This is a genomic window from Sphingopyxis sp. BSNA05 (assembly GCF_013265645.1).
GTDB lineage: Bacteria > Pseudomonadota > Alphaproteobacteria > Sphingomonadales > Sphingomonadaceae > Parasphingorhabdus.
In genome coordinates, this window is the sequence record NZ_PYIA01000058.1 from 14,036 (window position 1) to 27,252 (window position 13,217).

The 13,217-nt window shown below is 56.7% G+C and carries 12 protein-coding genes, 1 tRNA gene and 4 pseudogenes; 4 read left to right on the forward strand and 13 right to left on the reverse strand.

Going from position 1 to position 13,217, the window contains the following annotated elements; translation table 11 throughout:
- The 3 pseudogenes from secF to yajC all read right to left on the reverse strand — a co-directional run bounded on the left by secF (position 1) and on the right by yajC (position 2,941).
- Positions 1-982 (reverse strand): annotated as a pseudogene (gene secF / locus C8024_RS06500) (protein translocase subunit SecF).
- A pseudogene (secD, locus tag C8024_RS06505) lies at positions 979-2,582 on the reverse strand (protein translocase subunit SecD). Before secD ends, secF begins: the two co-directional pseudogenes overlap by 4 nt.
- A gap of 27 nt (positions 2,583-2,609) precedes the next feature.
- Positions 2,610-2,941, reverse strand: a pseudogene (gene yajC, locus C8024_RS06510) (preprotein translocase subunit YajC).
- A 200-nt stretch (positions 2,942-3,141) separates the two neighbouring features.
- Between yajC and C8024_RS06515 the strand changes: the two are divergent.
- Positions 3,142-3,218, forward strand: a tRNA-Pro gene (locus tag C8024_RS06515).
- 495 nt (positions 3,219-3,713) lie between these two features.
- On the opposite strand, the gene C8024_RS06520 is transcribed toward C8024_RS06515, so the two are convergent.
- The 5 genes from C8024_RS06520 to tnpA form a co-directional block, all read right to left on the reverse strand.
- The gene (locus C8024_RS06520; RefSeq protein ID WP_100092225.1) at positions 3,714-3,899 is read right to left on the reverse strand and encodes a hypothetical protein; all 186 of its coding nucleotides are present in this window, start codon (positions 3,897-3,899) and stop codon (positions 3,714-3,716) included.
- Between the two features lie 445 nt (positions 3,900-4,344).
- The gene (locus tag C8024_RS21080) at positions 4,345-4,620 is read right to left on the reverse strand and encodes a hypothetical protein (protein ID WP_254305635.1); all 276 of its coding nucleotides are present in this window, start codon (positions 4,618-4,620) and stop codon (positions 4,345-4,347) included.
- Between the two features lie 62 nt (positions 4,621-4,682).
- Positions 4,683-4,928: a fumarylacetoacetate hydrolase family protein gene (locus C8024_RS21085; RefSeq protein WP_254305636.1), complete on the reverse strand. Its 246-nt coding sequence runs from the start codon at positions 4,926-4,928 to the stop codon at positions 4,683-4,685.
- Between the two features lie 779 nt (positions 4,929-5,707).
- Complete coding sequence (locus C8024_RS06530) at positions 5,708-6,169, reverse strand: MarR family winged helix-turn-helix transcriptional regulator (protein ID WP_254305637.1); 462 nt, start codon at positions 6,167-6,169, stop codon at positions 5,708-5,710.
- A 95-nt stretch (positions 6,170-6,264) separates the two neighbouring features.
- Positions 6,265-6,690, reverse strand: a complete 426-nt coding sequence (tnpA, locus tag C8024_RS06535; protein ID WP_100092228.1) for an IS200/IS605 family transposase — start codon at positions 6,688-6,690, stop codon at positions 6,265-6,267.
- 216 nt (positions 6,691-6,906) lie between these two features.
- On the opposite strand from tnpA, the gene C8024_RS06540 reads away from it, so the two are divergent.
- Positions 6,907-7,755 carry an alpha/beta fold hydrolase gene (locus tag C8024_RS06540; RefSeq protein WP_240616807.1) on the forward strand — a complete coding sequence of 283 codons (849 nt, stop codon included), beginning with the start codon at positions 6,907-6,909 and terminating at the stop codon, positions 7,753-7,755.
- Positions 7,752-8,174, forward strand: a complete 423-nt coding sequence (locus tag C8024_RS06545; protein ID WP_100092230.1) for a hotdog fold thioesterase — start codon at positions 7,752-7,754, stop codon at positions 8,172-8,174. The genes C8024_RS06540 and C8024_RS06545 overlap by 4 nt, the downstream gene beginning before the upstream one ends.
- A 9-nt stretch (positions 8,175-8,183) precedes the next feature.
- Here C8024_RS06545 and C8024_RS21090 read toward each other — a convergent pair whose 3' ends face one another.
- The 5 genes and pseudogenes from C8024_RS21090 to C8024_RS06560 all read right to left on the reverse strand — a co-directional run bounded on the left by C8024_RS21090 (position 8,184) and on the right by C8024_RS06560 (position 12,341).
- The gene (locus tag C8024_RS21090) at positions 8,184-9,005 is read right to left on the reverse strand and encodes a TolC family protein (protein WP_254305638.1); all 822 of its coding nucleotides are present in this window, start codon (positions 9,003-9,005) and stop codon (positions 8,184-8,186) included.
- On the reverse strand, positions 8,981-9,505 hold the full coding sequence (locus C8024_RS21095; protein ID WP_367947197.1) for a TolC family protein: 525 nt from the start codon (positions 9,503-9,505) through the stop codon (positions 8,981-8,983). The genes C8024_RS21090 and C8024_RS21095 overlap by 25 nt, the downstream gene beginning before the upstream one ends.
- A 142-nt stretch (positions 9,506-9,647) precedes the next feature.
- Positions 9,648-11,218 (reverse strand): annotated as a pseudogene (locus tag C8024_RS06555) (MDR family MFS transporter).
- Positions 11,215-11,649, reverse strand: coding sequence for an HlyD family secretion protein (locus tag C8024_RS21100; RefSeq protein ID WP_254305648.1), 435 nt, complete (start codon positions 11,647-11,649; stop codon positions 11,215-11,217). The pseudogene C8024_RS06555 and the gene C8024_RS21100 overlap by 4 nt, the downstream one beginning before the upstream one ends.
- On the reverse strand, positions 11,568-12,341 hold the full coding sequence (locus C8024_RS06560) for an HlyD family secretion protein (RefSeq protein WP_254305640.1): 774 nt from the start codon (positions 12,339-12,341) through the stop codon (positions 11,568-11,570). Before C8024_RS06560 ends, C8024_RS21100 begins: the two co-directional genes overlap by 82 nt.
- Positions 12,342-12,621: 280 nt before the next feature.
- Between C8024_RS06560 and C8024_RS21105 the strand changes: the two genes are divergently transcribed.
- A complete protein-coding gene (locus tag C8024_RS21105; protein WP_246255333.1) occupies positions 12,622-13,173 on the forward strand; it encodes an AarF/UbiB family protein in 552 nt (183 codons plus the stop codon).
- Positions 13,174-13,217 lie beyond the last annotated feature (44 nt).

Sequence of the window (13,217 nt, forward strand, 5' to 3'; positions counted from 1 at the left end):
TCAGCCAACCTGCTCTGGTCCACCGAGTTTCTCTGCCTTGTCATTGTCGGATTCAGCGGGGACGAATGTGTCCGGGCCAACCTTGAGCCAGATCAGGATCGGAGCAGCCATATAGACCGAGCTATAGGTACCGACGAACACGCCGAAGAACATCGCCACGGAGAAGCCGAAAATCACATCCGGTCCCCAGAGGATCAGGCGCCCAGCGCGATCAGCATGGTCAAGCTGGTCATCACCGTCCGCGCCAGCGTCTCGTTTACCGACAGGTCGAGCAAGGCGATGATATCCATCTTGCGATATTTCTTCAGATTCTCGCGGATACGGTCGAACACCACGATCGTGTCGTTGAGCGAATAGCCGATGATTGTCAGCAGAGCCGCGACGATATTGAGATTGAATTCCATCTGCGTCAGCGCGAACAGGCCGAAGGTCAGCGCAACGTCGTGCACCAGCGCGAACAGGGCGCCGACACCGAACTGCCACTCGAAGCGGATCCAGATATAGATGGAGATCGCTATAATCGCAGCAATCAGCGAGAAAGTGCCCTTCTCGAACAGTTCCGACGACACTTTGCCGGAGACCGACTCGACCCCGTCGATGCGGACATCGGGATGATCGGTGCGCAGCGTCGAAACGATTTTTCGGTCATTTCATTCGCCGCTTCGGGGCGCGATTCGGCTTCGGCCGGCAGCCGCATCCGGATCGAGACTTCATTGGCATCGCCAAATCGCTGGATCGTCGCTTCGCCATAGCCGAGACCGCCGATACGGTCGCGCAGCTCGGATATCGGCGCGGTTTCCGTTTCGGTAAAGGTCGCCTGGATCATCTGGCCGCCGATGAAGTCGACGCCGAAATTCAGCCCCTTGGCAGCGACCAGCCCGATCGACGCGATGATCGTCAAAATGCTGAAAGCCATGGCGATATTGCGCCATTTCAGAAAGCTGATGTTGGTGTCGTCCGGAACAAGCTTGATCAATTTCATATCACCAACTCCTGCGGACGGGCTTTTCTTGCCCAGAGCGCCACAAACATTCTGGTTACGACCACGGCGGTAAAGACGGATGAGGCGATACCGATCATCAGCACGACCGCGAAGCCCTTGACCGGCCCGGAGCCGAACATGAACAGCAGCACACCGGCGATGATATTGGTGATATTCGCGTCAAAATAGCGCGCGAAGCCTCTTTATAGCCCACTTCGATCGCCTGGATGACCCTTCGCCCGCGCCGTCGCTCTTCGCGTATTCGCTCGTTGATCAGCACATTGGCGTCAACGGCAGAACCGACGGTCAGCACGAAACCCGCGATACCCGGCAGCGTCAAAGTCGCGTTGAACATCGCCATCACCCCGACGATGATGAACAGGTTCAGCGCCAGCGCGATATTGGCATACATGCCAAAGCGGCCATAGGTGACGACCATGAAGGTCAGCACGGCAACGGTAGCGATGATCGCGGCGATCATGCCCTTGTCGATCGAATCCTTGCCGAGATCGGGACCGACGGTGCGTTCCTCGACGATCTTCAGTTCGACCGGCAGTGCACCCGACCGCAGGGCAATCGCCAGCTGGTTCGCACTTTCGACCGAGAAATTGCCCGAAATCTGCGCCGAACCACCAAGGATCGGCTCGTTGATATTGGGCGCGGACAGCACCTTGCCGTCAAGGATGATGGCAAAGGGCCGGCCGACATTATTCTGGGTCAGCCGGGCGAATTTGGCCCCGCCCTCGCTGTCGAACGTGATATTGACCACCGCCGCGTTGGTTTGCTGGTCAAAGCCCTGGCCGGCGTCGGTAAGCTTGTCGCCGCTGATCCCGCCGAGCCGCTTGACCGCAATATTCGGCAATCCGGTCGGATTGTCGGGATAGGGGAAAATCTGGCTGCCCACCGGTGCCCGGCCTGCGGCCACCGCATTGGGGTCGGCCTCATTGTCGACCAGCTTGAATTCCAGTTTCGCGGTCTGTCCGAGCAGCGCCTTCAGCGCTTCCGGATCATCCAGTCCCGGTACTTGCACCACGATCCGGTTATCGCCCTGGCGGATGATCGTGGGTTCGCGCGTGCCCATTTCGTCGATCCGGCGGCGGATCACGTCGGTCGCCGTTTCCATGGCATTCTCGACGGCATTTTCCAGACCCGCTGCGGTCGGGGTCAGGACAAAGCGCGTATCGTCGCGCACTTCGATGTCCCAGTCGCGCTGGCCGGTCAGGCCTGCCCCGCTGGTCAGCGGCACGATCGCATCACGCGCTGCATCGACCTGGGTACTGTCGCGCACCATGAAGCTCAATACACCGTCGCGCCGGGATATATCGCCGATGCCAATCCGCGGACTGGCGCGGCGCATTTCCGCGCGCACCGATTCTTCCATCGTCTCGAGCCGAGCAGTCGCGACATCGGCCGGATCCGCTTCCAGCAGGATATGGCTGCCGCCCTGGAGATCGAGCCCCAGATTGATGGTTACATTCGGCAGAAAGCTCGGCCAATATTGCCGGCCATTCTCGCCAAGCAGGCTGGGTATGGACATCAGCACGCCAAAGGCCAGCAGCAGAGAAATGGAAATGACTTTCCAGCGCGGGAAATCGAGCATCGAAATTAACTTTCTATATCACCGCGATCAGTCGTTCGCGGGTTTGGCACCGCCGCGTGGCATGACATCGGTCAACGTCGCCTTGATCGCCTTGACACGGACGCCATTGGCGATTTCGACTTCGACATATTCATCGTCAACCTTGACCGCCTTGCCGACCAGTCCGCCGCCGGTCACGACTTCGTCATTCTTCTTGACCGCGCCGACCTTTGCCTGATGCTCTTTCATCTTCTTTTGCTGCGGACGAATGAGCAGAAAATAGAAAACCGCAAAATAAGCACCAGCGGCATTACCGAAATCAGAAAGCCTCCGGCCCCGCCGGCACCAGCTGCAGCAGATAATATAGTGATTGATGTCATGAACTCGTCCCGATTGTTGCAATTTTTATGTGTGCTGCCCGGGCTCTTGTTTCAAGCCCCGAAACAGCCGACCCAGATGTTGCGCGCGCCTATCACGCGCTTGTCACAGGTGCAACGAAATCCGTATTCGGGAAAGGTTGCGAACATGACGCAAACGACTTGCCAAGCTTCCCCGACCACCATATATGCCCAGCCTCGGTCGGGACGTAGCGCAGCCTGGTAGCGCATCACACTGGGGGTGTGGGGGTCGGAGGTTCGAATCCTCTCGTCCCGACCAGTTTTCAGCCATTTTTTAAAATGCTGAATTCTTATATCACTGCTGTAAGTGCAATGTAAGTGCAGATTTTCTGTTTTTGTTCTCCAAAGCATCACCATCATCCCGGGGATCATCATCGGAGGAATATTTGCGCCAACCAGATAGGTTCTTCAAATATGAGATCGCCTGAATTGGAATAGTGCCAAACATCACCATCCGGACACTTGCCGCAAATACTAACTTTTAATCAGTAGGTCGCTGGTTCGAACCCAGCAGGGCTCACCATAATACGTTGAAGATAAACGATTTTCTGACAGAATGATATTCGAAGTTGCAATATTTGCAACTTGGGTAGCATTTTGGGTAGCAAATGGAAGAAATTCCAATATTCGAAGAACTGATGATGGACCAGTTCTTTCAAAGGTAGGGAATACAACAGCGTTGATTGCTAAACCAACGAACCATCCAACCCAAAACAGTGATAAATGTAAAAACGATTTCCGGTAGCGGCGCCTGCTACCATTTCTCGTCGCGAGTAAACTCGACTGCGGTCGCGTCAAGATCTTTCGCCAATTGATTGAACTCACGATATGCTCCAAGGCGCTCTAGACCATCAAGTCGCTGATCGCCGGAAAGGCGGTCCATGCGGGTTCGAATTAGCGCCGCCACAATTTTCAATGTTGCTGGATCTGGCTTGGTCATAGTTGCGTTGTATCACGATTCAAATTGCGATGCGAACAAGAGCTTTAGGTGTTCAGCGAAACAACACCAGAGGGCAGACGAATAAGATGTGTCATGGTAATCTTTTTTCTGACAAAATAAACACTGATTGAACAATCCTGGCTAAAGATGATCGCGTTATCCTGAGCAGTCGATGCTGGGGGGATCGGAGGTTCGAATCCTCTCGTCCCGGCCAGTTTTCAGCCATTTTTCAAAATGCTGAATTCTTATATCACCGCTGTAAGTGCAATGTAAGTGCGGATACTCTCTTTTTGTTCTCATCGCACCCTATGGATTTCACGCTCATTCTAGAACATGGTCAAAAAGATCAACCAAATAGGTTCAATTGAAAACAATTTCAATTGAGCGATCTTGGCATGACAAATCAGGCTTTCCTATACTATTTTCAGAAAGTGGCAGTCGCACGTCAGGCTTGAACGACCTGCTGGTCGATCACACCACATGGGGATGAGCCGTCAATTCCGCGCCCTTCGATGCGAATAGGGTCACCAAAAGACAGGAACGGCGTTGTGGCTAGGCCCTTGTCGCGGATCACCTCGATCGCACGAACCTCTGAAATACAGCTTGATCCGACTTCTGTATAGTTTGAATCGGAAACGGTACCCGACTCAATAATCGTTGCCGCTACCAGATCGCGCGTCAATGCAGCATGAGCAACCAGTCCCTGGAAACCAAAATCCATGGCTGCACCAAAACGTTCACCGTACAAGTCAATTTATAAGTCGTGTCAAACACGCCATCTTTCTAGACTTCACCCAGTTCATCGGGTGTCACCGCAAAGGGCACCATCGAACAGGCCGGTTTTGCCTGCACCCAACCAAAGCCGGTTGCCATTTCTATCGGAGCAATCGCGCGCAAAGAGCAGTCGTTGATTTTGACGATTAGTCTGATGTGTTTCGTTGCGTCCGTAGCGCATGTTCCCATTGGAACATGATCTACAATAACACCGAACTCGCCTTCAAAATCAATACCATGTTCGATAGTGGGCAACGACACATCTTCGGTCGGGCCGAAAAACCGATCCGAACACCCTGATACATGAGCGGTTTGTCGGTATTGATTGGATCCAGACCAAACGCGACTTGCATAAGGTCTCCATGAGTTGAAAAGGCAGAGCCGTCGAGCCATTGCCAGCTGCGCGGCATCAGCGCAGCACAGTCGGTGGTCGCAAACTCTTCACCTTCCCCCGAAAAAGGCGATCAAGTGCTTTGGCAACGCTCGGCTGAACCACTTGCCAGTCACCGAAAACAGCGAGCAAATTGGTTGCCGGACCATCGACCCGAAAACAGCGCCTCCTGCATCACCGTCCGCTCGCCCATCATCGCAGCATCTCCCGCCTCTACAGGAATGCTGAATCGCATCTCTACAATGCTGACAAGACCGAGTTTTTCAACACAACCCGCCCTCTTGTCGGTCGGTCGACCACCTCTTCGGTATTCTTACAAGCAAACACAATCCGCGCTGGGAGATTCTCGGTAGTCTCGGGCGCTATGCCGTCCAACGGCTACATGGCGCAGTGTAGATCATATCCGCTGTATATAAGGATGAGGATATCTACTCTATCCACGTCGTACATCCCGTTAAGCAACTTCTAGCCGCGGATGACTGCCTGATTTATGCTCCGGCAGGAGTCGATCGCTAGCAACGCCAATAACTGGCTTATACCAAAAAAGGGAGCGAGTGGCCCCAGCCACTCGCTCCAGCTGATCCTATGGGAGAGAAGGATCAGAACCAGTTAGATTTTGGGATCTGACGTGTTCAGCACACCCTTAGATTCCCAACCATTTTTCCATCGCGGTTCGTATGATGGTCAAGTCTGCTTTGGAAATGCCTTTGAACATCTTCTGATAAACGGCGTTGGCTTCTTTCCGAAGTTCCGGAATAATGTCGATTGCCTTTGGACGCAGGAATATCCGCCAGACACGCCGGTCATCTTCTGCGGACCGACGTTCGACAAATTCCAGTTTTTCAAGATGATCAATCGTCAATCCGATCGTAGCTCGTTCCAGTTCTAGGCAAACTGCCAGCTCGGTTTGCGTCATTCCCTCGGTCTTGATCAGATAGGCCAATGTTCTCCACTGGGTGCGGGACAAGCCGAACTGGGCAATCGATTCATCAAATGACTTGCGCAGGACTCGCGGTACTTCCTCCAGCAAAAACGCAAACTCATCGGTCTCATTCAGGAAGCCGTCTTGCGCGTTTGCGCTCATTGTAGCTGTTTCGGTTGTCATGATAGTGACCATATCGTAAATTCAATATAATATAAAGCCCTTTACTGCATAAATGCCGTCAAGGCGACACGCTCCCGCGATTACTCCATGTAGGTTCACGGGTTGGGGCTGAAGCCAGCTTTGTTTGGGTTAGTATGCTTGTCGAGATAATTGAGGATCACGTCGTCGGTGATATTGCCTGAGGTGGTCGAGAAATAGCCTCGTTGCCAGAAGCGCTGGCCCCAGTAGCGTTTGCGGATATGCTCGAACTCCTGCTGTATCTTGCGCGATGAGCGTCCCTTTGCCCGGCGCACGAAGTCGCTGACTGCAATATGGGGCGGGATCTCGACAAACATATGCACATGATCGCGTGACAGAACGCCATGGATGATCTTCACGCCCAGTTCGCTGCAGACCTGCCGGATGATCTCCCGCACCCGCAGGCGGACCTCCCCATGCAGCACCTTGAAGCGGTATTTTGGAGTCCGGACAATATGATAATGATGATGAAAAGCCGTGTGGCTCCCGCATGAATATGGCATGAGCACAACCCTCGAGAAAATGACTTCGTCTGCGAGCGGGTCATTTTCTGGAGGATAGTGCTGAGCAAACAATAACGGCTGAAGCCTTCTACCAGCTATAAGCTGGTGAGTTTCCTTCAAAGGCGAGACATTAAATAACTTTACTGTTTGGGGCGCCGGAAGCTAGGGGGTAGTCCCATGTATTGCGAAACAGTCAGCATTGAAGGAGCTGGAGGCTTGACCCTCACAGCCGAAGCCAACGGCGAGAGTGGTGCGATGCCCGTCCTGCTCGCTCATGGTGGTGGGCAAACACGTCGTGCATGGAAGAACGTGGTCGGCGACCTTGCGGAGGCGGGTTTCCACGCAATCGCCATCGACATGCGGGGCCACGGCGACAGCGAATGGGCAGCCGATGGCGCTTACGAAACACACGATTTCGCGTCCGATCTGGTCGCCATCGTATCACGGATGGAGCGCAAGCTTGCGCTGGTCGGGGCGTCGCTGGGCGGAATGGCCGGTATACTCGCCGAAGGGGATTTGGCGCCCGGCAGCTTCGCTTCCCTGACACTTGTCGACATCGCACCGCAGATGGAAGTAAGCGGGGTCAACCGCATTGTCGGATTTATGGAAGAGCATATCGAAACCGGTTTCGCCTCGCCCGAAGAGGCGTCGGAAGCGATCGCGCGTTATATGCCCCTTCGACGCAAGCGGTCGAGCGGCGAAGGGCTGCGTAACTATCTACGACACAAAGCCGATGGGCGGTATTACTGGCATTGGGATCCAGCCTTTATCCTTAGCAGCAGGACGGTCAGCAAACGCGATGAAGGGCGCCATCAACGCCAATTTGAAGCATTAAGCCAGGCGACCCAGAACCTCACCTTGCCGGTCCATCTCATTCGCGGCGGTTCGAGCGACCTCGTTTCCGAAGACGCGGTGGAGCATCTACGCGAACTTGCGCCGCATGCGGAATATACCGACATCGCCGGCGCCACTCACATGGTTGTGGGCGATGCGAACGATTCGTTTTCTCACGCCATTCTCGATTTCCTGAAACGACATCACTCCATGCGGGGGCGAGAAACATGAGCGAGGCGCCAGCGCGAATAGATCGGGCACGCATAGAGGAAATTCTCCGTATCGCGCCTTTCCATGCGTGGCTCGATCTGAAGGTTAGGTCGCTGACTCCGCAGCGGCTGGAGCTCGAAATGCCATGGCGCGACGAAATCGTTTCCAATCCTATAATCGGATCGGCCCATGGCGGCGTACTTGCGTCTCTGATCGACCTGACCGGTTTCTACGCCCTCATTGCACAGGGCACGAAAGTAAAGGCTACTGCCGATCTGCGGGTCGATTATCATCGCCCGGCAACCTCAGGCCCGCTCGTCGCAACCGGTTTGATTGTGAAAGTCGGTCAGCAAATTTCAGTGGCCGAAACCAGCGTTACCGGGCCGAATGAAAAATTGCTCGCTAGCGGGCGCGGTGCCTATATATGCGGTGACCTGTAGGGTCGGCATCTAGGATGGCGCCTGCCATCCCAGGCCGAGCGATTTTTGCACCGCAATCCACGCAAGAGTAAGGGCAGCTCTGCCCCGGGCCAAGTCCGTATTGGCCTTCTCCTGCTCGCGCAAAGTCCGGTTGAGATCGATGCGCGAGATCGCCCCCGACTCAAAGCGCTGCCGGTTGAGATCCGCCGATTTATCGGCATGTCGCTTGACCTGGATCAAAGCCGCCAGCGCAGCGCGCTGCTGCGCGAAACGGGCTAAGGCGCGCTCGGCATCCTGCAAAGCTGCAAGCACGGTCTGCCGGTAATTTGCAGCAGCCTCGCGGCGAGCCGCACCTGCCCGGTCGATCGACGCGTCGACCCTTCCGAAATCAAGGAAATTCCATTGCAGGCGCGGAATCGCAATGGCAGAAAACTCGCCTACGTCGAAGATATCTTCCGGCGAGGTTCCCCCCAGCCCGAGGATGCCCATGAACGAGAGTTTCGGAAACTTCGCAGCCTCGGCCACACCGACCCGCGCCGTCGCGGCGGCCAAGGTGCGTTCAGCGGCGCGGATATCGGGCCGCCGCGCGATGAGACTAGCGGGATCACCTACCGCCACTCTTTCGGGCGGCAGGGGGATCTCGCCAATCGGTGCAACTTCGAGAGAAGGCGCTCCCGGAGCGCGCCCGGTCAGAACGGCGAGCGCATCGAGCAACACGGCCTCATCTGCTTCGGCCTCGGCCAGTTGCGACTTGAGCAACTCCAGTTCTGCATTAGCATTTCCGACCGGAAACAGCGGTAGGGTACCTTGCTGATAACGCTGATAGGTCAGAACGAGTATCTGCTCCTGCAACTCGCTTTGCAGGCGGTACCGCACGACCGCTGCTGTGCCTCGCGCAGGTTCACATAGGCGTTGGCGACGTCTGCAGTTAGCTGGACTCGCGCATCCTCGGCATTCGCTACGGCAGCGGCCAACTGTGCATTGGCTGCCTCGATCCGCCGCCCGGTCCCGCCACCAAAATCGATCTCCCAATTGGCGTTGAGGCCGGCATTATAAAAACTGATGGTATCGTCTTCCTCTTCTGGCGGCATTCCGGGCGTCCCTGGAGGAAGTGGCGGACCGCCCTGAATGTCTAAACCCGGCAGACGGCCCTGCACGACCGTTGCTTGGGTGCCAAGCGATGGCAGACGGCCTGCATTTTCCTGCGCGAGGGATGCGCGGGACTGCGCGATGCGCGCACCCACCGCCTCCAGCGAAGGATTATCGGCGAGCGCCGCCTCGATCAGTCGATCGAGTCCGGGATCGTCGAGTAGAATCCACCACTCGGCGAGTTCCGGCACTGTGCTGCTCACTTTGTCGCCGGCCCGGATGAAACCCCCGGCTCCGCCGGCGGCAGCCAACTCGGGCGGCCCCGCATAGTCTGGGCCGGCGGTGCATCCTGCCAGAGTGGCGGCAATAAGAAGAAAAGGAATTGATTTTCGGATCATGTCGGTATCAGTGCATCGAGAGGGAAACGTTCTTGGGCAGCGGCTTGAGGAACACGACAAGCGGCACCGTTATCACCGTCAACAGACCCATCACGAAGAACACGTCGTTATAGGTCATAACAAAGGCTTCACGTTGGATGGTCCGGTCCAGCACGGCCATTGCTTCATCCATACCGCCGAAGGTCCGCGCCAGCGAATCCAGGTAGCTCTGCAGCGAGACGCTGTTTGCATTCAGAGTTTCTTCCATCCGGCGGCTGTGATGCCAGGTGCGCTGGTCCTGGAACGAGGCGAGGCCCGCTAATGCGAATGACCCCCCAGATTGCGCGCGGCATTGAAGATGCCCGAAGCATCGCCGGCTTCGTCCTTCGCCACCGAGGCAACAGTCGCCTGGTTGAGGAACATCATCGCCAGGATCATACCCACCCCGCGTATTAGCTGGCTTTCGGTAAACACTGCGCCACCGGATTCGGCTGTAAGGCTGGTGCTCACAAAACAGCTAAGGGCCATCAAGAGCATACCAGCCCCTACTGCGATGCGGATATCAACGCGACGGATCATGAAGGGTAGAACCGGCATCAACAGGAACGCCGGCACACCCATCCAGAAGATTACCAGCCCGGTCTGGAAGGCGTTGTAATCAGATATAATCGCCAGGAACTGTGGGATAACGTAGATCGAGCCATACATCACCATCCCCAACGCGAGCGCCATCACAGCGACGCTCCCGAATTGCCGACTTAAGAGTAGCCGGAGTTTAAGAACGGGTTTGGAGGCGTACAATTGACCGTAGATGAGGGACGCGAACCCGATTACAGTGATCAGGGTAAGCCATCGGATGAGAGAGGAATCGAACCATTCCTCGCGGTGGCCTTCCTCCAGCACGACCGTCAGTCCACCAAGCCCGAGAATCATGCCAAGGATACCGGCCCAGTCTGCCTGGGTCAGATATTCCCAGTTCGGCTTTTCGTGTGGCAAACCTACGAATAGGAGCAAGAGGAGGGTCGCGCAGACCGGGACATTGACAAAGAAGGCGTAGTGCCAACTAAGATTCTCAGTCAACCATCCGCCGATCAGCGGCCCCATGACCGGACCTAAGACGACGGTCATGCCGAACAGCGCCATACCGATGGGTTGCTGGTGGGGAGGCAGCCGCTTCGCCACGATCGTCATCGCAGTCGGAATCAGTACGCCGCCCATAAATCCCTGACCTGTACGACCGATAATCATAGTCGTCAGATCGGTCGCGATCCCGCATAGTATCGAGAAGCCTGTAAACGCAGTCACGGCGATGATGAGCAGCGTACGCAAGCCAAACAGGCGCTCCAGCCAGGCGCTGAGCGGGATGACGACAATCTCGGCGACGAGAAAGGAGGTAGCGATCCAGGTGCCCTCGGTACCGGTCGCCCCGATTTCGCCCTGAATGACGGGAAGCGCGGAATTGACGATTGAGATGTCCAAGGTCGCCAGCATAGCGCCGAGCGCGCCCGCCACCACCGCGACCCAGGCAGTGACGTCGGCATTCTGCGGCTTGGTTGGAGCACCGGTCGGGCCAGCTTGGGCAGGCGCTGCCTCGGTCATTCGGCAGCGCTCGAAATCTCTTCGAGTTCGCCGACGGCACCGCGGGTGTCGATGGTAGCGACGACCGACATGCCGGGCACGAGCAGGCGGCGCACTTCGGGTGCTGCGTCGATGGATATGCGGACCGGGATACGCTGGACGATCTTGGTGAAGTTCCCGGTCGCGTTTTCTGGTGGCAAAATCGAAAATTCGGCCCCGGTTCCGGGCGAGATGCTGTCCACCGTTCCAGCAATCTTGCCATCTGGCAATGCATCCACTTCGAGTCTGACCGGCTGACCCGGTCGCACGAGACCGACCTGCGTTTCCTTGAAATTGGCGGTAACGTAGATCTGGCTCACCGGCACCAGAGTCATGAGCCGCTGGCCGGGCTGGACGAACTGCCCGACCCGGACCGACAGGTCACCAATGCGCCCTGCCCTGCTCGCTTCCAGCCGGGTCGAAGAGACATTGAGGTCGGCAACATCGAGCTGCGCGCGAGCAGCATCGGCCTGTGCCCGGGTCTGCTCGATCTGCTCAAACAACGTGGCGCGGCGCCTGTGGCGGCCGCGACCGCAGCCTGCGCGGAGGCAAGTTCGGCCCGAGCCTGCTGCGCTTGTGTCACGTACTGGTCGAGTTTTTCGCGCGGTTCCGCCCCGCTGGCGGCGAGCGGGCGATAGCGGTTCACCTGTTTGTTGGCAAGGTCTAGCGTCGCGCGCGCGACGGCCAATTGCGCGCGCGCCTGGCGGATCGCGGCGTTCTGTTCGCTCACCTGCGAGCGGATCGTGTCGGCACCGGCCACCGTGGCCGCGATCTGGGCGCGTGCCTGAGCGGCTTGGGCGCGGTAATCACGCAGGTCGAGCTGGACCAGTGCTTCGCCGCGGGCAACCTGTTGGTTTTCCGAAACCAGCACCGCATCGACGTATCCGGCCACCTTGGAAGAGACCACCACACTGTCCGCTGCAACGTAGGCATTGTCGGTTGACTGCATGTATTGCCCGTAGGTAACATAACGATAATACCACCAGGCACCTGCAAGAACGGCCACGATCACCGCCGCGAGGATGAACAGGCGTAGTTTCCTGTTGGAACGCGATCCCGCAGCCGGTTCATTGTCGCCCTCTACAGCTTCGGAAATATCCTTCATTTGTCCGCTCACTCTATCGATCCCGATTCATTTAACGGGTGAGTTAGAGATAGCCCTACAGATCGTAAAGCACTTTATTATATTTGTTTGGTGTTTCATACCAAGTTGGCTAAAGCAATCCCATGGCCATCTATGAACTCCAAGTGCGCGAATCGAAAGACCGTCGGGAGATAATCACTGACGATGATCGGATATCCAAGAACCTTGAAAAACTCCCGGACGCAACGGACTGAGCCAGATGCCCGGAGATTCGGAAAAACTCATAGGCGACCTTTCGCGATTGGCGGAACTCGGTCGAATTTTTGCCCGTCACGGTGCAATGAATCTGGGTAATGCCCTTGGAATTGCACCTTTTCCGGAAGAAGATGTCAGTCCAGAGCACTTGCGACCGAAATCAATGGTTGCCTTGCTGCGCGATATTGGCCCGATCGGTGTGAAACTCGGCCAACTTCTCGCAACGCGCGGCGATGTGTTCTCTGACGAGTGGATAGACGCCTTGGCCAGTCTTCAGGACCGGGTCGAGCCCCTGCCGTTTGACGCGATCGAGCCTGTTCTCGTCGCCAGTTGGGGCGAGAAGTGGGAGGAAGATTTCACGGCATTCGAGCGCGATCCGATGGCCTCCGCCTCTATCGCCCAAACCTATACGGCAACCTTGCTGAATAGCAGTGACGTGATCGTGAAGGTTCGACGGTCGGGCACTGCGGCCAGACTGGAAGCAGACATGCGCATACTGGTGCGGCTGGCGAAGCTATCCGAGCGGCGGTCGAGCGACATCGCCCGCTATCGTCCAGTCGAGTTCCTCCAGACCTTCGGCAAGAACCTGGCCCGCTAGATGGACCTCGCTGCAGAAGCGCGGGCCTGCGAGCGGATCGGCGG

Coding starts and splice junctions, on each gene's coding strand:
- C8024_RS06560 (WP_254305640.1), bottom strand. CDS start 12,341: ATGAAGGATATTTCCGAAGCTGTAGAGGGCGACAATGAACCGGCTGCG.
- C8024_RS06520 (WP_100092225.1), bottom strand. CDS start 3,899: ATGACCAAGCCAGATCCAGCAACATTGAAAATTGTGGCGGCGCTAATT.
- C8024_RS21080 (WP_254305635.1), bottom strand. CDS start 4,620: ATGGATTTTGGTTTCCAGGGACTGGTTGCTCATGCTGCATTGACGCGC.
- C8024_RS06545 (WP_100092230.1), top strand. CDS start 7,752: ATGAGCGAGGCGCCAGCGCGAATAGATCGGGCACGCATAGAGGAAATT.
- C8024_RS06530 (WP_254305637.1), bottom strand. CDS start 6,169: ATGACAACCGAAACAGCTACAATGAGCGCAAACGCGCAAGACGGCTTC.
- tnpA (WP_100092228.1), bottom strand. CDS start 6,690: ATGCCATATTCATGCGGGAGCCACACGGCTTTTCATCATCATTATCAT.